The sequence below is a fragment of the Bradyrhizobium sp. B117 genome (genome assembly GCF_038969555.1).
In the GTDB taxonomy this organism is placed as follows: Bacteria; Pseudomonadota; Alphaproteobacteria; order Rhizobiales; family Xanthobacteraceae; genus Bradyrhizobium.
The window spans coordinates 1,361,907-1,382,850 of the sequence record NZ_CP152414.1; the positions used below are offsets into that span (position 1 = coordinate 1,361,907).

20 protein-coding genes, 1 tRNA gene and 1 pseudogene are annotated in these 20,944 nt (G+C 65.3%); 12 read left to right on the forward strand and 10 right to left on the reverse strand.

Going from position 1 to position 20,944, the window contains the following annotated elements:
• The first annotated feature begins 36 nt into the window (after positions 1-36).
• Positions 37-843: a lytic murein transglycosylase gene (locus tag AAFG16_RS06635; protein ID WP_342738175.1), complete on the forward strand. Its 807-nt coding sequence runs from the start codon at positions 37-39 to the stop codon at positions 841-843.
• Positions 844-1,109: 266 nt separating this feature from the next.
• On the opposite strand, the gene AAFG16_RS06640 is transcribed toward AAFG16_RS06635, so the two are convergent.
• Positions 1,110-1,940 (reverse strand): SDR family NAD(P)-dependent oxidoreductase, encoded by an 831-nt coding sequence (locus AAFG16_RS06640; RefSeq protein ID WP_342738177.1) that lies wholly within the window; start codon positions 1,938-1,940, stop codon positions 1,110-1,112.
• A 119-nt stretch (positions 1,941-2,059) separates the two neighbouring features.
• Between AAFG16_RS06640 and AAFG16_RS06645 the strand changes: the two genes are divergently transcribed.
• The 4 genes from AAFG16_RS06645 (at position 2,060) to AAFG16_RS06660 (ending at position 5,763) form a co-directional block, all read left to right on the forward strand.
• Positions 2,060-2,434: a response regulator gene (locus AAFG16_RS06645; RefSeq protein WP_342738179.1), complete on the forward strand. Its 375-nt coding sequence runs from the start codon at positions 2,060-2,062 to the stop codon at positions 2,432-2,434.
• A gap of 67 nt (positions 2,435-2,501) precedes the next feature.
• Positions 2,502-3,113: a LysE family translocator gene (locus tag AAFG16_RS06650; RefSeq protein ID WP_342738181.1), complete on the forward strand. Its 612-nt coding sequence runs from the start codon at positions 2,502-2,504 to the stop codon at positions 3,111-3,113.
• 770 nt (positions 3,114-3,883) lie between these two features.
• On the forward strand, positions 3,884-5,101 hold the full coding sequence (locus AAFG16_RS06655) for a GGDEF domain-containing protein (RefSeq protein WP_342738183.1): 1,218 nt from the start codon (positions 3,884-3,886) through the stop codon (positions 5,099-5,101).
• 35 nt (positions 5,102-5,136) lie between these two features.
• The gene (locus AAFG16_RS06660; RefSeq protein ID WP_283084082.1) at positions 5,137-5,763 is read left to right on the forward strand and encodes a peptidoglycan recognition family protein; all 627 of its coding nucleotides are present in this window, start codon (positions 5,137-5,139) and stop codon (positions 5,761-5,763) included.
• 59 nt (positions 5,764-5,822) lie between these two features.
• On the opposite strand, the gene AAFG16_RS06665 is transcribed toward AAFG16_RS06660, so the two are convergent.
• The 4 genes from AAFG16_RS06665 to AAFG16_RS06680 all read right to left on the reverse strand — a co-directional run bounded on the left by AAFG16_RS06665 (position 5,823) and on the right by AAFG16_RS06680 (position 9,439).
• Positions 5,823-6,215 (reverse strand): hypothetical protein, encoded by a 393-nt coding sequence (locus AAFG16_RS06665; protein ID WP_283084083.1) that lies wholly within the window; start codon positions 6,213-6,215, stop codon positions 5,823-5,825.
• A 250-nt stretch (positions 6,216-6,465) separates the two neighbouring features.
• A complete protein-coding gene (locus AAFG16_RS06670; RefSeq protein WP_283084084.1) occupies positions 6,466-6,807 on the reverse strand; it encodes a hypothetical protein in 342 nt (113 codons plus the stop codon).
• A gap of 508 nt (positions 6,808-7,315) precedes the next feature.
• Positions 7,316-8,215, reverse strand: a complete 900-nt coding sequence (rpoH, locus tag AAFG16_RS06675; RefSeq protein ID WP_283084086.1) for an RNA polymerase sigma factor RpoH — start codon at positions 8,213-8,215, stop codon at positions 7,316-7,318.
• Positions 8,216-8,431: 216 nt separating this feature from the next.
• On the reverse strand, positions 8,432-9,439 hold the full coding sequence (locus AAFG16_RS06680) for an RluA family pseudouridine synthase (protein ID WP_342738185.1): 1,008 nt from the start codon (positions 9,437-9,439) through the stop codon (positions 8,432-8,434).
• On the opposite strand from AAFG16_RS06680, the gene AAFG16_RS06685 reads away from it, so the two are divergent.
• Positions 9,438-9,782 (forward strand): hypothetical protein, encoded by a 345-nt coding sequence (locus AAFG16_RS06685; RefSeq protein WP_283084088.1) that lies wholly within the window; start codon positions 9,438-9,440, stop codon positions 9,780-9,782. The two genes, AAFG16_RS06680 and AAFG16_RS06685, sit on opposite strands and share 2 nt — an antisense overlap.
• A 57-nt stretch (positions 9,783-9,839) precedes the next feature.
• Positions 9,840-9,914, forward strand: a tRNA-Glu gene (locus AAFG16_RS06690).
• 356 nt (positions 9,915-10,270) lie between these two features.
• Here the strand turns inward: AAFG16_RS06690 and AAFG16_RS06695 are convergent.
• Positions 10,271-11,221 (reverse strand): alpha/beta fold hydrolase, encoded by a 951-nt coding sequence (locus AAFG16_RS06695; RefSeq protein ID WP_283084091.1) that lies wholly within the window; start codon positions 11,219-11,221, stop codon positions 10,271-10,273.
• 258 nt (positions 11,222-11,479) lie between these two features.
• Positions 11,480-11,911, reverse strand: coding sequence for a hypothetical protein (locus AAFG16_RS06700; RefSeq protein ID WP_283084092.1), 432 nt, complete (start codon positions 11,909-11,911; stop codon positions 11,480-11,482).
• 407 nt (positions 11,912-12,318) lie between these two features.
• Between AAFG16_RS06700 and AAFG16_RS06705 the strand changes: the two genes are divergently transcribed.
• Both AAFG16_RS06705 and AAFG16_RS06710 read left to right on the forward strand, forming a co-directional pair.
• Complete coding sequence (locus AAFG16_RS06705; RefSeq protein WP_342738189.1) at positions 12,319-13,809, forward strand: amidohydrolase family protein; 1,491 nt, start codon at positions 12,319-12,321, stop codon at positions 13,807-13,809.
• 3 nt (positions 13,810-13,812) lie between these two features.
• Positions 13,813-14,739 (forward strand): GTP-binding protein, encoded by a 927-nt coding sequence (locus AAFG16_RS06710; RefSeq protein ID WP_342738191.1) that lies wholly within the window; start codon positions 13,813-13,815, stop codon positions 14,737-14,739.
• A 13-nt stretch (positions 14,740-14,752) separates the two neighbouring features.
• Here the strand turns inward: AAFG16_RS06710 and AAFG16_RS06715 are convergent, their stop codons facing one another.
• Positions 14,753-15,130: a tautomerase family protein gene (locus tag AAFG16_RS06715; protein WP_283084095.1), complete on the reverse strand. Its 378-nt coding sequence runs from the start codon at positions 15,128-15,130 to the stop codon at positions 14,753-14,755.
• 169 nt (positions 15,131-15,299) lie between these two features.
• Between AAFG16_RS06715 and AAFG16_RS06720 the strand changes: the two genes are divergently transcribed.
• Entirely contained in the window at positions 15,300-15,899 is a 600-nt protein-coding gene (locus AAFG16_RS06720; RefSeq protein WP_342738194.1) for a TetR/AcrR family transcriptional regulator, read from the forward strand.
• Positions 15,900-16,042: 143 nt separating this feature from the next.
• Here the strand turns inward: AAFG16_RS06720 and AAFG16_RS06725 are convergent, their stop codons facing one another.
• Entirely contained in the window at positions 16,043-16,516 is a 474-nt protein-coding gene (locus AAFG16_RS06725; RefSeq protein ID WP_342738195.1) for a hypothetical protein, read from the reverse strand.
• A gap of 11 nt (positions 16,517-16,527) precedes the next feature.
• Positions 16,528-17,028, reverse strand: coding sequence for a hypothetical protein (locus tag AAFG16_RS06730; RefSeq protein WP_342738197.1), 501 nt, complete (start codon positions 17,026-17,028; stop codon positions 16,528-16,530).
• 165 nt (positions 17,029-17,193) lie between these two features.
• Between AAFG16_RS06730 and AAFG16_RS06735 the strand changes: the two are divergent.
• Together AAFG16_RS06735 and AAFG16_RS06740 are read left to right on the forward strand one after the other, a co-directional pair.
• A pseudogene (locus AAFG16_RS06735) lies at positions 17,194-17,394 on the forward strand (chemotaxis protein); the annotation flags it as partial.
• Between the two features lie 192 nt (positions 17,395-17,586).
• Positions 17,587-20,889, forward strand: coding sequence for a carboxyl transferase domain-containing protein (locus AAFG16_RS06740; RefSeq protein WP_342738199.1), 3,303 nt, complete (start codon positions 17,587-17,589; stop codon positions 20,887-20,889).
• Positions 20,890-20,944: the final 55 nt, after the last annotated feature.

Consider the following 20,944-nt stretch of genomic DNA (forward strand, 5'->3'; position numbering starts at 1 on the left):
GCTGCTTTCCTACGCAAATTCCAAAAGGACCTCCGCATGTTGAGACCGCTTCTCGCCGCCGCCTCCATCCTCTTGCTGGCCGGCGGGTCGGCGCAGGCTGCGCGCTGCGGCGGCGACTTCAACAGCTTCGTCGCCAGCGTGGCTGCGGAGGCGCAAGGAGCCGGCGTCTCGGCGAGTGTGACCAGCGCGGCCTTCAGCGGCATCACCCAGGACGGCGCGGTGCTCGCCTTCGACCGGCGCCAGCGCTACACCTTCAACAAGAGCTTTGAGCAGTATGTCTCGACCCGCGTCGGCGCCGGCCGCATCAATGGGGGCCGCGCGCTGCTCCAGCGTCATGCCGCACTGCTCTCGCGCATCGAGCAGCAGTTCGGCGTGCCCAGGCAGATCCTGGTCGCGATCTGGGGGCTGGAGAGCGATTTCGGCAAGGGCGACATCGGCAAGCTGCCGGTGATCCGAACGCTGGCGACGCTCGCGCATGACTGCCGCCGCACCGATCTGTTCCAGGGCGAGCTGCTCGCCGCGCTCAAGATCGTGCAGCGCGGCGACCTGCCGCTGCGCGACCTCATCGGCGCCTATGCCGGCGAGATCGGCCAGACCCAGTTCCTGCCGTCGTCCTACATCAAATACGGCGTGGATTTCGACGGCGACGGCCATGTCGATCTCCGCCACAGCGTTCCCGACGTGCTCGCCTCGACCGCGAACCTGTTGCACACCAACGGCTTCAAGATGGGCCAGTCCTATGGCGAAGGCAGCGCCAATTTCGAGGCGATGCGCGAGTGGAACAGGGCGGTGGTGTACCGGAAGACGATCGGCTATTTCGCGGACCGGCTGATGGGGCAGTAGGGGCTGAGCGGCTGAGCGTGCGCCACACATTCACTGTCATCGCCCGCGAAGGCGGGCGATCCGGTACGCCGCAGCAGCTCGATTCTAGCCGCGCCGTCTCGGAGTACTGGATTCCCCGCCTTCGCGGGGAATGACAGTTCGTAGGGTGGGCAAAGGCGCAAGGCGCCGTGCCCACCATTTCCGTCCGTTATCGGAAGTCGTGGGCACGCTTTCGCTTTGCCCACCCTACGACAGCGGTGGGTGAGGTGACGCCATCGCGTCCCTGACTACGTCCCCTTCGCCATCTTCTCCAACCGCCGCTGCAACGGCGCCCAGTATGTCCCCGGGCGGAAGCGCTGGAGCAGGTCCATGAAGCGGGCGTCGTTGCCGATCAGGATGCGCGGCTCGTTCCGCTCGATGCCCTTGATGATGCGCAGCGCCGCGTCCTTCGGCGTGGTCTTCGCCGCGGTCTCAAACCGCTCGATCATCTGCGAGCGGCGCTCATTGTCGGTGACGCCGACGCCGGTGCGCGAAGAACGCGCAATCGCGGTGGCGACGCCGCCGGGATGGACGACCGACAGCTTGATGGGACTGCCCGCCACCGCAAGCTCGTGCCGCACGCTCTCGGAGAAGCCCCGCACCGCGAATTTCGCGGCGGCATAGGCCGATTGCCCGGGCGGGGCAATGATGCCGAAGATCGAGGAGAGGTTGACGATATGCGCCTCTGGCTTCGTCTTCAGATGCGGCAGAAAGGCGCGCGTGCCGTGCACCACGCCCCAGAAATTGATGTCGAACAGCCACTCCATCTGCGCCTGGTTGATCTCCTCGAACGTCCCCAGCAGCGCCACGCCGGCATTGTTCACGACAATGCCGAGCGCGGGATGCGCCGCGATCGCATCGGTCGCGAACTGCGCGATGTCGCTCGCTTCGCCGACATCGACGCGGTGCACGCTCACCTTTCGCTGTCCTCCGATCTCCGAAGCGAGCGTCTTCAGCCCGGCCTCGTCGCGATCGGCGAGCGCGAGATCGCAGCCGCGCCCGGCGAGCTCGATTGCGAGCGCGCGGCCGATGCCGCTGGCGGCTCCCGTGATGGCGGCAGCGCCGCGAATCGCAGTCATGATGTTCCCCCAAGCCCCTGATGATGGAACCACGATTTACATTTTTTTGAAACGAAACCGAACCCGTAGCCCCTCCCGGTTTTTAACATACGTTACGAAAGCAAGCATTGGAGTCGCTGATGGGACAAGCAAAACCATTTCGCGCGACAGCGCTGATCGTTGAAGACGATGTCATGCAGCGAGAGATGCTGTGTGTCCTGCTGGAAGAGAGCGGCTACCAGGTGATTCAGTGCGAAAGCGCCGAAGCCGCCGAGCGCATCCTCGACAAGAACGCGGGCGCGCTTTGCCTGATGATGACCGACGTGCAGCTCGCCGGCCGCATGAACGGGGTCGAGCTCGCGCACGTCGCCAAGGATCGCAACCCCCGGCTCGACGTGGTCGTCACCTCCGGCCGTCCCCTGAAGCAGCCCCTGCCTGATGGCGCGAAATTCTGGGCCAAGCCGTGGGCGCCGCTGGATGTGCTGCGCGAGGCCGAGCTGGCGCAGATGTCTTGATGGGCCCAGTTGTCCTGAAGGCCAAGTCCGGCTTTCTTGCAGTGAGGCGGACTGCTAAGGTCCGGCCATGACCTGGTCCTTCCTGCTCACTTCGCTGATCGTCGTCGCCTCGCCCGGCACCGGCGTGCTCTACACATTGGCGGCGGCGCTGACGCGCGGCTCGCGCGCCAGCGTGGCGGCCGCGTTTGGCTGCACGCTCGGGATCGTGCCGCACATGATGGCGGCGATGCTCGGGCTTGCCGCCGTGCTGCATACCAGCGCGCTCGCTTTCGCCGCGCTGAAATGGTGCGGCGTGCTCTATCTGCTCTACATGTCCTGGCAGGCGCTGCGCGAGACGGGGGCGCTTGCGGTCGAGGGCAGGATCAAGGAGCGGTCGGCCGGCCGCGTCATCGTCACCGGCTTCCTGATCAACATCCTCAATCCGAAGCTGTCGATCTTCTTCCTCGCCTTCCTGCCGCAGTTCATCGCCGCGGACGAGGTCCATGTGCTGGCGCGGATGTTGGAATTGAGCGGCGCCTTTATGGCGATGACCTTTGCCGTGTTCGTCGTCTACGGCCTCTGCGCCTCCTCCGTGCGCGAGCGCGTCATCTCCCGTCCCGCCGTCATGGCCTGGCTGCGCCGGAGCTTTGCCGCGGGCTTTGCCGCACTTGGCGCCAAGCTGGCGTTTGCGGAAAGGTAAATTCCTCACCTCGTCCCGCTGCTTCCTTCACCTCTCCCCGCCTGCGGGGAGAGCTCGCATCCCATCGCAGATGGGATGCGGTGAGGGGGGCAGGTCCATCGACGATCTCGCGTGTTGAGAGGCCCCTCACCCAACCCTCTCCCCGTAAGAACGGGGAGGGGGAGAAACAGCAGCGCAGCGCGCCCAATAAAAAAGCGGGCCTGTTGCCCGCCACCTTCAAACCAGCCGTGCCCGATACCCGGGCGGAGCGAGGCTCCACCCGGGCAAAGAAAAAGAAGCCTCGTTACTTCTTCTTCGCCTTCTTGGCCTTTTTCGCCTTCTTCTTCGTCGCCTTCTTCGCTTTCTTAGCCATAGGATCCTCTTAAGGGTTAATGGTGAAACGCGACACGAGGAACGCTCGGCGGAGGGCCAGCCTCGCAACATCCTCAAAGACGAACTCAGCAGATTCGCAGCTCTCTGCCCCGCGTTGTCACATCTGTGTCATCCCGTTATCCACAGCTCAGATGCATTTTTAGGTGATTTTGACCCGCGAATCCGCGTCGCGACGCGCGGCGAGGCGACCGTGCCTCGACACAGACGACGTGCCTAACGATCCGATAGTCGCGGCACGGCGTTCATGAATTCAAAACCAAGGGCGCGCTTTCGGCGATCGCAGTGAGGTTCCGTTAAGCGCAATCCGCGCATGATCTTCCGCAAGAACACGGGGACGGGGTCATGGACGAACTTCTGCCAGAGACAGGGGGCGGGACGCTGCGCGTATCGCGGGCGCCATGCTGAACGTACCGACGCTTTGGACCGTCATCATCATCAATTTTCTCGCGCTGGGTCTGATCTGGGCCTATGTCGCCCACGCCTATCCGAAGTTCGAGGCGGCGCGGTATTGGACCGCGGCTGCGGTGTTGGCGGCAGTCGGTGCGGCGATAACGATGCTGCGCGAAGTGATGGATCCGGGCTTTCCCTTGATCGCAGGCGGCGCCCTGATGATCTTTTCGTCGTGGCTCGCCTGCATGGGAGTGGCCAGATTTTATCACCGTCCGGTGTCCTGGACCGTGGCCGTCGCCAATTCTTTCTTATGCAGCGCTGGCCTCGCATTCTTCCTGCTCGTCACCGACAACATGCCGATGCGGGTCGTGATCTACTCGCTGGCGCAATCGACGCCGGTTGTGATGACGCTGCCGCTGCTCCTGCGCAGGCAGGAGGGCCGGGAAAATCCGGGTGCGCGTCTTGCTGCGATCGTGGGTTTTCTGCTGTTGTCCATCCACGCAGTCCGCTCTGCCGCGGTGCTGTTCGGCTATGGCGGGGCGATCACCGCGATCAACTTCAACGGTCTGCAAGCCCTGATGATCCTGTTGCTGGTGTTCCTGGCGATGGGCTGGAATTTCGCCTGTCTCCTGATGGCGATCGAACGATTGCGGGGCGAGGTCGCCGACCTCGCGCTGCTCGACGATCTCACGGGAGTGGCCAACCGCCGCCATCTGTTGCAGCGGCTGTCGGAGGAATGCGCCCGTTCCGAGCGCAGCGGCGAGCCGTTCTCGCTGCTGGTGATGGATCTCGACGGCTTCAAGACCATCAACGACACCCATGGCCATGCCGCCGGTGATGCCTGCCTACGGCACTTCACCCTGATGGCGCAGACGCGCCTGCGGCCCGGCGACATGCTCGCCCGCACCGGCGGCGACGAGTTCTGCGTCGTGCTGCCGTCCTCCTCCTTGCGCGAGGGAGCCACGATCGCCCGCCGCGTGCTCGAGGTGTGCCGGCAGGATGCCGTGAGCTGCACCGGCACCGACATCCCGATCGCGATCTCGATCGGCGTTGCCGAGTGGGACCGCAGCGTCGGCCAATTCCCTGACAGGCTGATCGCGCATGCCGACCACGCGCTCTATGCCGCCAAGAAGAACGGCAAGAACGATTTTGCGGTCTACGATCCGGCCCCGCCGCTCGCGCCCGAGCCGGGCGGCTTAGCCGAGACCGCGCGCAAATTCGCGTAAAGCCTGCTAGGGTTCGAGTTCGTTGTTGGACCCGCATGATGATCTCCCGCCTGCTCGCGGCGATTTTCGCCGCACTCCTCCTGACCGCACCAGCCGCCGCAACCGACACCGAGCTCGCAAAGCTCGCGCGCGCCTCCGGCACGCCCGACATTCCCGGCCTGAAGATCGTCTGGCTCGCGCCGTGGGGCGACGTCCAGAGCGCCCATGCGTGGCGCAACATCATCGTGCACCAGACCGAGGGGCCATCAGGCTCGGCGCGAGGCGGCGCGGCGGAGCAGGCGAAGAATCCGACCCGCCGCGGCGTCACGGTGTGGGTCGAGACCGACGGCACGGTCTATTGGGCGGTCGCGGAAAACCTGGTGCCGACCCATGGCGACGGCGCCAACCGCAACGACAACAAGTACATCGACAACAGGTCGACCTACCGCCAGGTGGTGCGCGACAATTCGATCGGCGTCGAGTTCGCCGGCAACTATCCCGATGTCACCACGGGTCCGACCGATGCGCAGGTCGCAGCCTGGAAGATCCTCGTGAAGGTGCTGCGCGCGCGCTACGACATCCCGCTCGACCACGTCTATGCCCACAACTGGATCGACCACAAGGACGCCCGCTATTGCGAAGGCTGCTGGCTCGCGACGCTGGCGCGGGTGTGGGGGGAGTAGAGCTAAAGCGCGATGACGATTCATCGAAATCTCATCGCGCTTCAGTGAGCCTTCCCCGTTCAGGGGAACGCCTTGGGGAGGTCGGCCGACGGCTTCGTGACGATCTGATGCGCATCGCGCCAGATCACCTCACGCTGGTGCGAAGTCGTGATCGTGCGCACCGGCAGGCCGCCCTCCTCGAGCAACCAGGCGCAGTAACGCGCGCGGCTGACCGCTTCGCGGGCCCGGGGATCGAACCAGCAAATGCCCCAGATCGAATCGCGCCGCTTGAAATGCCGCGCGATGCGCCCGGGAAGCGGCAGATGCTGTGCGAACCAGTCGAACTGGTCCGAGAGCTCCTGCCGGATCCAGTCGGGACAATTGGTCCGCTGGATGTACCAGGACGCACGGAAGAAGCCGCTCTCCACACGGCTGCGCGGGTGGATGAGCGGTGTAACGAACCGCAAATACATGACGACACGGCGTGACGCCGTGTTGCGTCACGCCCCTCGTAACCAGATGGGATGAAATGGAAGAACAGCCGCGAAGCGGCGTTCAGCTCAGGACCGGTTGCCGGTCGCGGATGGGCGGCGGCGGTCGGAACATGTCGATCTCAACTTCATGCCGCCTCCCTTGTGAGCGTGAGCAAAGCGGCGCGGTATTGCGCCGGGGCCGCAGCACATACACCAGCCGACGTCGTGGGACAAGCGTGGCGAGGTGACCTCACACCGGCTGCGCCATCCAGCCGAACAAGCGCCGGATCAATCCCGGTTGCCGCGGCACCTCCGGCGGGCCGTCCGCCGCCAGCACGCGCTTGAAGAAGTAGTCCAGGAAGACCATGTCGTTCGGCTCGGTGACGGTGAACGTCTCGTCGCCGAAAAACACGCTGTAACTGAAGAAGAACGGGCCCATGAGTGGGATCGTCGCTGTGCCCGCATAGTCCTTGGAGATCACGAACTCGGACGGCTCGAGCCCGTGCTCGCGCATGGCTTGCTCGACCAGCGGCAGCTTGCGCATGAACTGGGCGGAGAAGCCGCCGACGGTGGACTGCAGGATGATCGACACGGTGTCCGTCCATGGATGCTGTCGGTCATTTTGGGTCGGTTGACCGGCCGCGCGGGTTCAAGGCAAGCTTGGTTCTGAACGATGTTGGGTGAGGTTGATCACCCAATGGGCGGATCGGCAGGCCCGACTCGGTATAGGCATCAGGCATGGGAACACTGACATTCGAAGAACGCGCCGTGGAATATCAGTGGGCCAGCGATACGGCTTTCGACGGTATCCGATTGGAAGTTCTTTCGAGCGGAGGGGATGTGCTCTTCGACGTGAGCGTGCCGGACAGCGATCACTGTCAACACGTTCGGTAAAGACGTCGCCGCAAACCTGCTGATGGTCGCGATCGAGGTTGCGCAACGCCCGCGATAGTCAGTTCGCCTCTCTAGGAGCGGGCACGCCAACATCATATCCGGCGATCGCCGAGAAACCTGCACGTCGCCCAAACAAAAAAGCCGGCGTTGCCGCCGGCTTTCCGTCTGTCTCGATCCGCCAATTCGTAGGCGCTAAAATCTCGCTTTTACAGCGCGGCTTCCAGTGCGGCCTGTTCCTGCCTTGCGATCGTGCCCTTGACCGCGGACTGTACCTTCTCGAAGGCGCGGACCTCGATCTGGCGGACGCGCTCGCGCGACACGCCGAACTCGGCGGCAAGATCTTCCAGCGTCATCGGCTCATCGGCGAGGCGGCGGGCCTCGAAGATGCGGCGTTCGCGCGGGTTGAGCACGCCCATGGCGCCGTTCAGCGCGTCACGGCGGTGATCATACTCCTCGTGCTCCGCCATCAGGGCTTCCTGGTTGGGCGTGTTGTCGACCAGCCAGTCCTGCCATTCGCCGGCTTCGCCGTCGTCGCGGATCGGGGCGTTGAGCGACGCGTCGCCACCGAGGCGGCGGTTCATGTCGATCACGTCCTGGTCCGTCACGCCGAGGCGCTTGGCAATGGTCGCGACCTGGTCGGGGCGGAGATCGCCTTCGTCCAGCGCGTTGATCTTGCTCTTCGCCTTGCGCAGGTTGAAGAACAGCTTCTTCTGGTTCGCGGTGGTGCCCATCTTCACGAGCGACCAGGAACGCAGGATGTACTCTTGAATCGACGCCTTGATCCACCACATCGCGTAGGTGGCGAGACGGAACCCCTTCTCGGGTTCGAAACGCTTCACCGCCTGCATCAGGCCGACATTGCCTTCCGAGACGACCTCGGAGATCGGCAGGCCGTAGCCGCGATAGCCCATGGCGATCTTGGCGACGAGCCGGAGGTGGCTGGTGACGAGTTGGTGCGCCGCGTCGCGATCGTCATGCTCACGCCAACGCTTGGCGAGCATGTATTCCTGCTGGGGTTCCAGCATCGGGAACTTGCGGATCTCGGCGAGGTAGCGAGAAAGGCCGGATTCTCCATTGAGAATCGGCAAAGCAGCGGTACGGGCCATAGTGCGCCCTCCAAAGGTTCAGGCCCCCGATAGCGGCGGGCCAGGCAGACGACCGCTGTGTCAAAGCCGGCCGGGCTGCGATGTTCCGCGTTGGTGAATTTCAACGCAGGGGCAATATACCCCATGGGGGGTCGAAAAGGGAAGGATTGCTGACGTCACGTCCCCGTGTGGCAGCTATAACTTTTTGTAAGGTAACACTTTTCTGAAACGCCTGCGTCATAGCGCCGCTTTTAGCGTGCTCTGAAGGAGAAGCAAATCCTCCGGCAGCGGCGCTTCCCAGTGGAGTAATTCTCCCGTCCTGGGGTGCTCCAATACCAGCAGATAAGCATGCAGGGCCTGCCGTCCGAGCGCCGCGAGAGCGGCCTGCGACTCTGGGCCGAGCTGGTTCGCCTTGGTCTTGAAATGCGGGCCATAGACGGCGTCGCCCATCAGGGGATGGCCGATATGGGCAAGGTGGACGCGGATCTGGTGGGTGCGGCCGGTCTCGAGCTCGCAGGCGAGCAGGGCGGCAACGTCCTTGCCGTCGCGCCCGGCAAAGCTCTCGATGATCTCCCAATGCGTCACGGCCTCGCGGCCGCCCTGCCGCACCGCCATCTTCTCGCGCGCATGCGGATGGCGGTCGATCGGCGCATCCACCGTGCCGCGATGCCGGCCGGGGAGCCCCCAGGCAAAGGCCATATAGCCGCGCCGCATCTCGCCGGTGCGGCCGTGGTCGGCGAACTGCGCCGACAGCGAGGCATGCGCCATGTCGTTCTTGGCGACCACCATCAGCCCCGTGGTGTCCTTGTCGAGCCGATGGACGATGCCGGGCCGGCGCACCCCGCCGATCCCCGACAGCGAAGCGCCGCAATGGGCGATCAGCGCGTTCACCAGCGTGCCGGTCTCGTGGCCGGCTGCGGGGTGCACGACGAGGCCCTTGGGCTTGTTGATGACGATGATATCGTCGTCCTCGAACACGATATCGAGGGCGATCTCCTCGCCTTTGGGCTCCGCCGGGGCCGCCTCCGGCACGTCGATTATGATCGTATCGCCGGATGCGACGTGATAAGCGGGGTCCCGAATGGCGGCGGCCTTCAGGCTCACCGCGCCCGCCAGGATCAGGGTTTTGAGCCTCGATCGCGACAGGTCCGGCAGGCGCGCCGCCAGCACGCGGTCGAGCCGGGCCGAGCCCTCGTCGCCTTCGACCACGACCTCCAACCTTTGCGCTGACCCAGAGCTTTCCATGACGACGTCTGATACCGCTATTCCCGAACCGACCCCCGAGCAGGCCGCGCTGTTCGCGCGGGTGCGGCGGATGATGCTGATCGCGGGGTTGACCACGGCGCTGGCGATCTGCGCCGTCCTGATCGCGGTGGGCTACCGCCTTTTCAAGTCGGAGGGAAGGGCGGTTGAGACCGCCGGCGACGTCACCGCGACCCTGCCCAAGGGCGCCAGAATCGTCTCGACCGGGGTCGCGGGCGACCGGCTGGTGGTGACGCTCGATATCGGCGGGGTCACCGAGATCCGCACCTTCGATGCCCACACCCTTAAGCCCGCCGGAAAGCTGAAATTTGCCAATGAGCCGTAAAAGGGCGGTTCGGGTCCTTGCGGCGGACAAATTTCGAGGCTATTGGCTACCCCTCACGCTCCCTTCGTCTAGCGGTTAGGACGCGGCCCTCTCAAGGCTGAAACAGGGGTTCGATTCCCCTAGGGAGCGCCAAATCCGCGATATTCCTCGACTTTCTGCGACAACATACGACATCGGGCCGCGCGACGGCGCCCGGTCATAGGTTGCGCGCCGCAGCGTCGCCGCTGATGAAGTGATCGCGTGAACCCGCCTTGCATTCACTCCGGCGCAAAATGAACCACATCGCGCCGTCGCTGCTGCGCCGCGCGATGGTTGCATGACGAGCGCATGGCTCGGGCTCCTCTCAACGCCTGTTCGAGCCGTGATCGCGAGAGGAGCCCTGGCCGCAAGTCCTGGCCGCAAGTCCGGCCGCAGGTTCAGTGATGCGCCGAAATGCTCCTGACGGTGCGCGGGAGCAAGCTTGCGTACGGCTCGGCGCGGGCGCTCTCTCACGCCGTCGTGCCGTCGATCGAGCGGCGGATCACCCGCTGCACTTCAGCATTCGAAAGAAACAGATCGTGGTTGATGATGCCCCAGCCTTCCTGGGAGGCATCGACCACGCGCACGCCGAGCCGCTGAATGACATCCTTCTCGGCGGCGCCGACCCTGGTCATTCCACCTGCGATCTGGCCCGACAGCGCGAGTGCGCGATCGTTCGTCGCGGCGATCACGGTGATCTTGCCGGCGAGCGGACCGATGCGGTGGATTGCCGACGAGAATACGTCCATGTCGATATCGGGCGCGGCAAACACGACCGCGCCGATCTTGCTCGTCACCGTGTCGCCGTATCGCGCGTAGAGCTGACGCAGGCTTTCGAGCGTGAGCATGGTTCCCATGCTGTGTGCAACGATATGCACGCGGCCGCCTGGAGCCGACACCAGCGCAGAGAGCACGCGCTCGAAATCGTCGCGAGACCACATCGCGCTGTCGCGGTCATAGGCATAGTCGAACAGTCCTGCCTTGGAGGGCCAGGAGAATGCCATGGTCCGGCCGCGGAACTTGATCCCATCGGAGAGATGGGCGGCATCCAGCACCGCCGTCTCGAATGTCTGCTTGAAGCCGTGCACATAGATCAGCACGTCCCCTCCGCCGGCCTGCGCGGCGAGATCGCCGGCGTCGGCCGACACCGGCTCGATCCGGTCAAGGCGCCAATCGCCGAGCCCAACCGAGGCGAGAGACAGGCGGCTCTCGTCCGGCGCCACCAGCTTGGCCCGCGCGACCGTCATGCTCGTCGCACGTTCCGGCCCAAACCAGGGTTTGGTGCGGCCGCCGTTGATTGGCTTGCGCGTGGTGGTGACAAGCAAGGTGGGATCAACGGAGAGTGACGACGCGTCGAAACGCGCGCCGGTCGCGCCCAGGCCGGCGCATCCGCCGAGCGCGAGGGCACTGCCTGCCGACACAAGCCCGCCGAGCAGTGCGCGGCGCGAAACAGAAATATGAGAATCGCGTTGCAGATGACGTCGGACGATCACACGGAACCCCAGGGAACTTTGCCCACCGTAAGCCGCCCCGCCTGACTCCCTGAATGACAATGCGGGCGAGAAGACGGCAGAGCAACTTCGCGCTCGGTTGCGTGGACGTGGCGTTCGCGTACGGCGCCGCCGGACTTGCGAGCGTCCGGCGAAGTTCCCTAACCGTGTCCGAGAGTGGACATCAGATCAGCCGACGATTTCGATCTCATGCAGCGCGCACCACTCGCGCAACGCTCGCTCCGTGGCTTTCGCCTGGAACGCATGCCAGCGATCGATCGCGCCTCTTCTGGCAAGCAGCACTTTGAATTTCGGATAGGCGCCCCGTTTGCTGAAGAAATAACGGACGTCGTCGACATCGTCCGGCAGAAACTCGCGGGCAAAATCCAGCACCAGTGGCTTGCCCAGGCCGAGTTCACGCTTGTCAGGGAGCGGGACGTACTTCTCCTCGTCGTCGATGTCGTCAGGCGGGTCGTCGTCGAAATCTTCTGAGTCCAGGCCCTTGGTCTGATAGTAGATCTTTCCGGTCTGTCTGCACACGAAGGCACGAAACTGCGCCACGCCGCCGTCGGTGTTGGCGAACTCGAAGGCTTCGGTGATGTCCCCCAAACTCACTGGCACTGTGTTCTCCATCAACGACAAAATACAGCAACACGCAGATATTGTAACAGGGGTAAGGTCCTCGATCGCGAACTGCCCGTCGGACAAAACAGTCCGTCACTGCCAACGCCTTATGCCGAAATATTACCACGTTACCGAAATTCTGATTTGTCGCAGCTATCGGCCCTTCGTTCAGCGCAGGAGTTATGGGTGCCAGCTGGCGCCCGGTCTTCCCTGCGCCCCTTCTTTCGAGAGGCTGCGAAGAAGCGCAGAGCTCGGGCAAGTCATGCCGCGAGATTGCGAGCGCGTGTCTGCTATTCGCCTGCCAAAATGCTACCACATGCGGGCATGATGCATCGGCATCAACGAGGGTGGTCGTTGTTCGCGGAATCTGCCTTGATGCGATTTCAGCGCGGAGGAGTTTTGATATGAGCGGTTTGGTGATCTCTGGCGGCCGGGTAGTGGATCCCGCGAGCGGGATGGATGCCGTCGGCGACGTGGCGGTGGTGGACGGCAGGATCGCCGCGGTCGGTACAGGCCTCGGCGGCGCCGAGCGGGTGATCGACGCCGCCGGCCTCGTGGTCGCACCTGGCTTCATCGATCTGCACGCGCATGGCCAGTCGATCCCGGCCGACCGCATGCAGGCGTTCGACGGCGTGACGACCACGCTTGACCTTGAGGCCGGCGTGCTGCCGGTCGGGTCCTGGTACGAGCGCCAGGCGCGGAAGGGCCGCGTGCTGAACTACGGCGCCGCCACCAACTGGGCCTTTGCCCGCATCGGCGCGATGACGGGCTCCAATGCCGAGAGCTCGCTGGAGGCGTTCGGCAACGCGATGCGCGACCGCCGCTGGATGGACAATGTCGCGAGCGATGCGGAGGTCGCCGGCATCATCGAACGCCTTTCGCGCGGCCTCAACGAAGGCGGCATCGGCATCGGCATTTTGAACGCCTATGCGCCGGGCGCCGGCGTGCAGGAGCTGACCGCGGTCTGCCAGCTCGCCGCCAAGCAGGACGTGCCGACCTTCACCCACGTCGCCTACATGTCGCGCATCGACCCCGAAAGCGCGGCGGAGGCCTATATCCGCCTGATCGGCTATGCCGGCGCCACCGGCGCGCACATGCACATCTGCCATTTCAACTCGTCGAGCAAGACCGACATCGAGCGCTGCCGCGTGCTGGTCGAGAAGGCGCAGGCGCAGGGCCTGCCGATCACCGTCGAGGCCTACCCTTACGGCACCGGATCGACGGTGCTCGCCGCCGCGTTTTTCAGCGATCCGCAATTCGTCGAGCGCAACGGCACCGGCTACGACTCCGTGCAGCGCGTGACTGACGGCTATCGCTTCCACGACCGCGAGGAGCTGCTCAAGGCGCAGGCCGAGGAGCCGTCCTCGCTGGTGCTCTGGCACATCCTCGACACCGAGAACAATGCGCATCACCGCGACCTGCTCGACATGTCGGTGCTCTATCCCGGAGGCGCGATCGCGTCGGATGCGATGCCGTGGACGACGTCGGATGGCAAGACCTATACCGGTGACGCCTGGCCGCTGCCGGACGATGCCACCTCGCATCCCCGCTCGGCCGGCTGCTTCACGAAGTTCATTCGCGAATGGGTGCGCGAGCGCAAGACCGTGTCGCTGCTCGAAGGCGTGCGCAAATGCGCGCTGATCCCGGCGGAGATCCTGTCGCAAAGCACGCCCGCAATGCGCGCCAAGGGCAGGCTTGCGAAGGACGCCGATGCCGACATCGTCGTGTTCGATTATGAGAAGCTCTCGGATCGCGCGACCTTCACGGCGATGAATCGTCCCTCGGAAGGCGTGCGGCATCTGATCGTGAGCGGCCAGGTGTTGATCAGCGACGGCGTGCTCGATATCGCGGCGCGGCCCGGAAAGCCCGTGCGCCGCCCGATCGTCGAGGGCTGACCCATGCCGGTCCCCATTCTCCTGGTGACAGGCTTTCTGGGGGCAGGCAAGACGACTGTCGTCAATCACCTGCTGGCGAACGCGGAGGGGCGGCGGATTGCCGCCGTGGTCAACGATTTCGGTGCGATCAACATCGATGCGGAGTTGATCGCGGGCGCGAGCGACGGCGTGGTCAGCCTTTCCAATGGCTGCATCTGCTGCTCGCTCGAAGGTGATCTACTCCGTACGCTCTCGACGCTGCTGCGGCGCGATCCGAAGCCGGACTACATCGTCATCGAGACCAGCGGCGTCGCCGATCCCGGCGACGTCGTGCGCAATTTGATGGACCCCGTGATCCTGCGCGAGGCTCCGCTGGAGACTGTGCTCTGCGTGATGGACGCCGCGACGCCGCCGGCTGCGCTCGACGACGCCCTTCAGCGCTCGCAGTTGCGCGTCGCCGATATCGTCGCGCTGAGCAAGCTCGATCTGGCGGACGAAGGCGCGCGCGCGCGAATGCGCGAGGCCATCCGCGCGCGGCGCGTCCCCGCCGTGGTGGTCGATGCCAGGCACGGTGAGATTCCGTCCGCGCTGCTATTCCCAGCGCCCCCGGATCGCGCGTCCGCGCTGCGCGATCCGGGGCCGAAACGCCCGGCCGAAGAGCGCTTCGAGACGCTGAGCTGGACCTCCGAGCAGCCGCTCTCGCTGCCGCGCTTGCAACAGGCCATCGGCCGGCTCGCACCAAAGCTTGCGCGCGCAAAGGGCCTGTTCGAGACGATCGAGCAGCCCGGCCGGATGATGGTGTTCCAGTTCGCCGGCGGCCGCGCCACGCTGGCGCCGGGCGAAGCTCCGGCGGAAGGCGTGCCGCGCGCGCGGATCGTCTTCATCGCCGAGCTCGGCGTGCTCTCGAAGGCCGAGCTCGACGGGATCATGGACGCGTGCGTTGCGGGCTGAAGCTGTCGCAGCCTCACGCAAACTGCGCGATGCCGTTTCCGACCGACCAGTTCTCCGCGGGCGCATCGAGCACATTCACGAACACGTCCTCGGGACGGATGCCCGGGTTTTCGCCGAGCAGCTCCGCGATGCGCCGGTACAGCGCCTTCTTCTGCTCCGCCGTGCGCGAGGCGAACACGGCGATCTGGATCAGCACGGCATCGTCGCTGCGCTTGACGCCGTAGGCGTTGCCGCAGCGGAAGTTTGCCGGCGAAAGCTCGCTGATGGTCATGAACTCGTCGCCCTCGGGCACGTTCAGCGCCTCGCGCATGGCGCGATAGAGGCTGTCGAGGATCGCCTGCCGGTAGGCGTCCGGCTTTCCGGCGCGCATCGAGATGTGGAGGAGAGGCATCAGCTGGTCCCTTTGCATGCGGGGCCGATCGGCCGCGGCGCATGCAAGCGCCGGCCGTCCGGCCCATTGACGAAACGGGCTATCAATCCCAATTTATTTTTGACACGATGTCGAGAAACCATGTTATTGACATCGTGTCAAATATTATTGCGGGCAAGAGGAGCAGGATTTGAGGCCGCGCGAGTTCGACCAAGACGAGGTGCTGCGCATCGCGTTCGACCAGTTCTGGCGCAAGGGCGTGCGCGGCACCTCGCTGTCGGACATCGCGCGCGATGTCGGCGTTCAGCGCGGCAGCCTCTACAATGCCTTCGGCAGCAAGGAAGCGCTGTTCCTGCTGGCTTATGAACGCTACGCGGGCGATTACCTCGTCGCCCTGCAAAAGGCGCTCGGCGCGGGCAGCTTGCGCAAACGCCTCACCGCGTTCTTCGACCTGACCATCACCAACTTCCGCTCGGGCTCGCCGCCACGCGGATGTCCGACCACGCGCGGATTGATGGAGCTCGGCGCGGCTGAAGGCGAGGGGCTGGACGAAGAGGCGCGCCAGGCTTTTGCGAGCCTCGTGTCGCGCATCACCGCTCTGGTTCAGAACACGTTGGCGGCGGGTGCGGAGCGCGGCGAGTTCAGCGGCAATCCCGCGGCCGTAGCGCTTCACATCGTCACGGTGACGCGGGGCCTTGCCGTGCTCGAACGCGCCTTCGATGACGAGCCGCAGCTACGCAAGATCGCGGCCCACACGATCGATCTCGTGCTCGGCAAGAAGGGCGGCTAGGCGATAATCACGAGAACGACGACCCCAGCGGTGGTTGCGCTGGGATCGTCTGGAGGTTTCATGGAGGGCATCGAGCTCTGCGTCTCCATGGCGATGTTGATAGCGCAAGCCGGCTTTATTGGCGAATAGAACCCGTCAAAGCATCAGCACAAGGCGAGCGCATTGACCGCGCGCGTGGCGGCAGCCTCCGCCCCGGAGGGAACGAACTGGCACATGATGGCCTCGAGCTCGCCAGGCTGCTTGCGTCGCGCAACCGCCAGCAGCCGCATCAACTCTGCCTCGTCCTGCGAGAGGCGCCGGCACGACGGCGGCATGAAGCACAATTCGCAGGGCCGGCCGCTGCGCAGGATCCTGACCAGCGCGGCCGCCCGCGCCACCAGCAGCGGGCTGTCGGCGATGTCAGGCGCCTCGTCGGCATAGCGATACGCCGCCTCCCAGCAATCGGACGCGCCGGTCGCATAGGCCGCGCCGATGAAGCGGAACAGCGACAGCGCGATGCGGCAAAACTGATCGTAGCTTTCGACGCTTCGCGGCGTCGCATGCACAGCCTGAAGCGCACAGCGCGGCGACTGGCCCGCTTCCGGGATCGGCGCGGAACCGCACGCATCCTGCATCATGAACGATCTCGTCAATGCAGCGTGGGGCTTCCGACCAGCCAGCTCTTCATCGCCATCGTCCGATCATGATCGAAGGATTGAACATGTCGGTCGGGCAGGATCAGGCCGGCCATGCGGAAGATCGTTGCGAGCCCCCGCACGGGCGCGAGCGCCCAATCCGCACCCACCGGCGGCAGCCAGGATTCGAACTGCTCGCGCGCGACGTCGATGCGTTCCTGCTGCGCGGCGGCGATGGCGTGCAAAATTCCGTGCTCGCTTTCGCTCATGCGCGGACAAGTCGGGCAGTGCACCTCGATCGCCGTATGGGCGGTGCAGGCAAAGATCTCGATGATGGACTCCAGAGAGGGCACGGCATCGCCGACGCGGAAATGATCGTACACCTGCTGGATGTCGGCCGCGGTCGGCACGGCACTGCCGCTGCGCGCCTTTGCCCGAAATCCCCAGATGAACAGCCGCTCCGCCGCGCACAGCGCGGGAAGGTCGAGGGACCTGCGATATGTCGATTGATGCATTGAGCCTCCGGCCCTTGGCGTGCGCGCATGCCGTAATATGCGCTGACGATCTGTGCCGATGGTTCGGTCAGGGCCGTCTGCAAGTCAACGCGTGGAGGGGCGATATCGAAATGTTCTAGATTGGAAGAGCTTGCATCTCGGGCGCGGCTGACGGGAACCCGAATGCAGGCGATCGCGCACAGCGTGCAGGAGGACGCGTCCGGCACCGACCAGGTCTCGCAAAACATCTCCGGCGTCACCGATGCGACGGCGGAGACCGGCCAGGCCGCAGGCCTCGTGCTGCAATCGAGCGGACGGTTGACGCAGAAGCTGCAATCGCTGGAGAACGAGGTCAGCGCCTTCGCGGCGGGCGTGCGAGCGGCCTGATACGGCGCCGACAGCGTCTGCCGTGGTGCGGATAATTCGCTGCGTCGCGGCGCATGCGGGACATTGATATTCCGGCCTGCGGGACCGGTCATCGCGACCGGCTTTCCCGCCCTTGACGGCTGCGGCTAAAGTGAAGAAGCAGGATCATCGAACCTGCCGACCCGCGGCCCGCGCGGGCATGGAGACCGCCGCATGTCGTTCAAGAAGCTCCTGATCGCCAATCGCGGCGAGATCGCCATCCGCATCGCGCGCGCGGCGGCTGACGCCGGCATCGCGACGGTCGCGATCCATCCCGCCGACGATGCGCTGTCGCTGCATGTGCGCGTCGCCGACGAGGCGGTCGAAATTCCCGGCCGCGGCGCGCGCGCCTATCTCGACATCGACGCTGTGGTGAAGGCGGCCAAGAGCGCGGGCTGCGATGCCGTTCATCCCGGCTACGGCTTCCTCAGCGAGAACGCGGCGTTCGCAAAAGCCTGCGCTGATGCAGGCATTGCTTTTGTCGGACCCAAGCCGGCGGCGCTGGAGCTGTTCGGCGACAAGGTGGCCGCACGGCAGCTGGCAAAGCGTTGCGGCGTGCCGATCATCGCCGGCACCAGTGGGCCGTCGAGCCTCGACGAGATCAGCGCGTTCTTCGAATCCCTCGGCAAAGGCGCCGCGATCGTGATCAAGGCGATGGCCGGCGGCGGCGGCCGCGGCATGCGCGTGGTCGAGAATGCGGCGGATCTGGCCGAGGCCTATGCGCGCTGCCAGTCCGAGGCGAAGGCCGCGTTCGGCTTCGACGGCGTCTATGCCGAGCGGCTGATCCGGCAGGCGCGCCATATCGAGGTGCAGATCATCGGCGACAAGCACGGCGCGATCTCTCAGCTCTGGGAGCGCGAATGCACCATCCAGCGCCGGCACCAGAAACTGATCGAGGTCGCGCCGAGCCCGTCGCTCAGCGACGGCTTGCGCGGCCGTATCATCGAGGCGGCGAAGCAGCTCGCGGCTGCGGCCTCGTATGATAATCTCGGCACGTTCGAGTTCCTGGTCGACGGCGCGGCCGAGGACAGCTTTGCTTTCATCGAAGCCAATCCGCGGCTTCAGGTCGAGCACACCGTGACCGAAGAGGTGCTCGGCCTCGATCTCGTCCGCGCCCAGCTCGCGGTCGCCGCCGGTGCCTCGCTGGCCTCGCTCGGTCTGGCACAAGGTTCGGTCCCGAAGCCGCGCGGCTATGCGATGCAGCTCCGCGTCAACATGGAGACGCTGGACGAAACCGGCGCGACCCATCCGACCGGCGGCGTGCTCACCGTGTTCGAGCCGCCGTCCGGGCCCGGCGTGCGTGTCGATAGTTTTGGTTATGCCGGCTACAAGACCAGCGCCGCATTCGACTCGCTACTTGCAAAAGTCATCGTGCATACGCCGGGCGAGGCCTGGCATGACGTCGTCGCAAAGGCATCGCGCGCCTTGCGCGAGTTCCGGATCGACGGCGTCGTCACCAACATCGCCTTCCTTCAGGCCGTGCTGGCCCATCCTGATTTCAGGACCAACCGCATCGCGACCGATTTCATCGACCGCAACGTTGCGAAGCTGGTCGAGGCAGCGGACGGGGCGGCCAAGCCGCTCTACTTCGCGGCGACCGAGCGCGGCGATCACGGCGTGGAAGCGCATATCGCGCAAGTCGTGCCCGAAGGCGCGGTGATGGTCGCAGCGCCCTTGCAGGGCACCATCGTCACCATCCAGGTGAAGGAAGGCGAGATCGTCCGCCCCGGACAGCAGCTCGCCGTGATCGAGTCCATGAAGATGGAGCATCTGGTCATGGCCGAACAGGGCGGGCGGGTGACAAAACTCGTCGCCGGCGACGGCGTCACGCTGATGCATGGCGAGCCGATCATGTATCTCGAGCCGCTCGACGTCGCGGCTGACAGCGCCGCGGCGGAAGCCGACATCGATCTCGACCATATCCGCCCTGACCTCGCCGAGCTGATCGCGCGCCAGGCCAATACGCTTGACGCCAACCGCCCGGCCTCGGTCGAGCGACGCCGCAACACCAACCAGCGCACCGCGCGGGAAAACGTCGCGCAGCTCGTCGACGACGGCTCGTTCATGGAATATGGCAGCCTTGCGATCGCGGCGCAGCGGCGCCGGCGCAAGCTCGACGATCTCATCAAGAACACGCCGGCCGACGGCCTCGTCATGGGCGTTGCCACCGTCAACGCCGGGAAGTTCGGCGGAGACGCCGCACGCTGCATCGTCGTGGCCTACGACTACACCGTGCTTGCTGGCACGCAGGGCCACATGAACCACAAGAAGATCGACCGCATGCTGACGCTTGCGGAAGACTGGCGCGTGCCGCTGGTGTTCTACGCGGAGGGCGGCGGCGGCCGGCCCGGCGATACCGACCGGCTCGGCATGACCGGCCTCGACGGCCCGTCCTTCGTGCAGTTCGCAAAACTCTCCGGCCTCGTGCCCGTCATCGGCGTCGTCTCCGGCTATTGCTTCGCCGGCAACGCGGCGATGCTCGGCTGCTGCGACGTCATCATCGCCACCAAGAACGCCTCGATCGGCATGGGCGGCCCGGCGATGATCGAAGGCGGCGGGCTCGGCGTCTATCATCCGGCGGAGGTCGGCCCTGTTACGTTCCAGTCGCCGAACGGCGTCATCGACATCCTGGTCGAGGACGAGGAGGAGGCGACGCGCGTCGCGCAAAAGTATCTGTCCTATTTCCAGGGCGCGGCGCAGGACTGGGAGGTGGCCGACCAGCGCCTGCTCCGTCGCGCGATTCCTGAGAACCGGCTGCGCGTCTACGACATCCGCAGCGTGATCGACCTCGTCGCCGACAAGGACAGCGTGCTGGAGCTGCGCCGCGACTACGGCGTCGGCATGATCACCGCGCTGATCCGCATCGAAGGCAAGCCGTTCGGCCTGATCGCCAACAATCCGCGCCATCTCGGTGGCGCCATCGATGCCGATGCCGGCGACAAGGCGGCGCGCTTCCTCCAGCTCTGCGATGCCTTCGACCTGCCCATCGTCTCGCTCTGCGACACGCCCGGCTTCATGGTCGGGCCCGAGGCCGAGAAGACCGCGATCGTCCGCCACGTCTCGCGCATGTTCGTGACGGGCGCGAGCCTCACCGTGCCCTTGTTCGGTATCGTGCTGCGCAAAGGCTATGGCTTGGGGGCGCAGTCGATGATCGGCGGCGGCTTTCACGCCTCGTTCTTCACCGCGGCCTGGCCGACCGGCGAGTTCGGCGGCATGGGTTTGGAGGGCTATGTCCGCCTCGGCTTCCGCAAGGAGATGGAGGCGATCGCCGATCCCGAGGAGCGCGAGACCTATTATCGCAACAAGGTTGCCGAGCTCTACGCCAACGGCAAGGCGGTCTCGATCGCCTCGGTGTTCGAGATCGACAACGTCATCGACCCCGCCGAGACGCGGCGCTGGATCATGGCGGGGCTCAGGTCCGTGCCGAAGCCGGCGCCGAGGGCAGCGAAGAAGCGGCCGTGTATCGACACGTGGTGAGGGCGGTGCAGCAACGCGCGCTTTAACGATCTGGGCAATCTGCGTCCACACCGTC

Coding starts and splice junctions, on each gene's coding strand:
- AAFG16_RS06705 (WP_342738189.1), top strand. CDS start 12,319: ATGAGCGGTTTGGTGATCTCTGGCGGCCGGGTAGTGGATCCCGCGAGC.
- AAFG16_RS06660 (WP_283084082.1), top strand. CDS start 5,137: ATGATGATCTCCCGCCTGCTCGCGGCGATTTTCGCCGCACTCCTCCTG.
- AAFG16_RS06740 (WP_342738199.1), top strand. CDS start 17,587: ATGTCGTTCAAGAAGCTCCTGATCGCCAATCGCGGCGAGATCGCCATC.
- AAFG16_RS06725 (WP_342738195.1), bottom strand. CDS start 16,516: ATGATGCAGGATGCGTGCGGTTCCGCGCCGATCCCGGAAGCGGGCCAG.
- AAFG16_RS06710 (WP_342738191.1), top strand. CDS start 13,813: ATGCCGGTCCCCATTCTCCTGGTGACAGGCTTTCTGGGGGCAGGCAAG.
- rpoH (WP_283084086.1), bottom strand. CDS start 8,215: ATGGCCCGTACCGCTGCTTTGCCGATTCTCAATGGAGAATCCGGCCTT.
- AAFG16_RS06645 (WP_342738179.1), top strand. CDS start 2,060: ATGGGACAAGCAAAACCATTTCGCGCGACAGCGCTGATCGTTGAAGAC.
- AAFG16_RS06680 (WP_342738185.1), bottom strand. CDS start 9,439: ATGGAAAGCTCTGGGTCAGCGCAAAGGTTGGAGGTCGTGGTCGAAGGC.
- AAFG16_RS06640 (WP_342738177.1), bottom strand. CDS start 1,940: ATGACTGCGATTCGCGGCGCTGCCGCCATCACGGGAGCCGCCAGCGGC.
- AAFG16_RS06715 (WP_283084095.1), bottom strand. CDS start 15,130: ATGCCTCTCCTCCACATCTCGATGCGCGCCGGAAAGCCGGACGCCTAC.
- AAFG16_RS06650 (WP_342738181.1), top strand. CDS start 2,502: ATGACCTGGTCCTTCCTGCTCACTTCGCTGATCGTCGTCGCCTCGCCC.
- AAFG16_RS06655 (WP_342738183.1), top strand. CDS start 3,884: ATGCTGAACGTACCGACGCTTTGGACCGTCATCATCATCAATTTTCTC.
- AAFG16_RS06730 (WP_342738197.1), bottom strand. CDS start 17,028: ATGCATCAATCGACATATCGCAGGTCCCTCGACCTTCCCGCGCTGTGC.
- AAFG16_RS06635 (WP_342738175.1), top strand. CDS start 37: ATGTTGAGACCGCTTCTCGCCGCCGCCTCCATCCTCTTGCTGGCCGGC.
- AAFG16_RS06685 (WP_283084088.1), top strand. CDS start 9,438: ATGACGACGTCTGATACCGCTATTCCCGAACCGACCCCCGAGCAGGCC.
- AAFG16_RS06665 (WP_283084083.1), bottom strand. CDS start 6,215: ATGTATTTGCGGTTCGTTACACCGCTCATCCACCCGCGCAGCCGTGTG.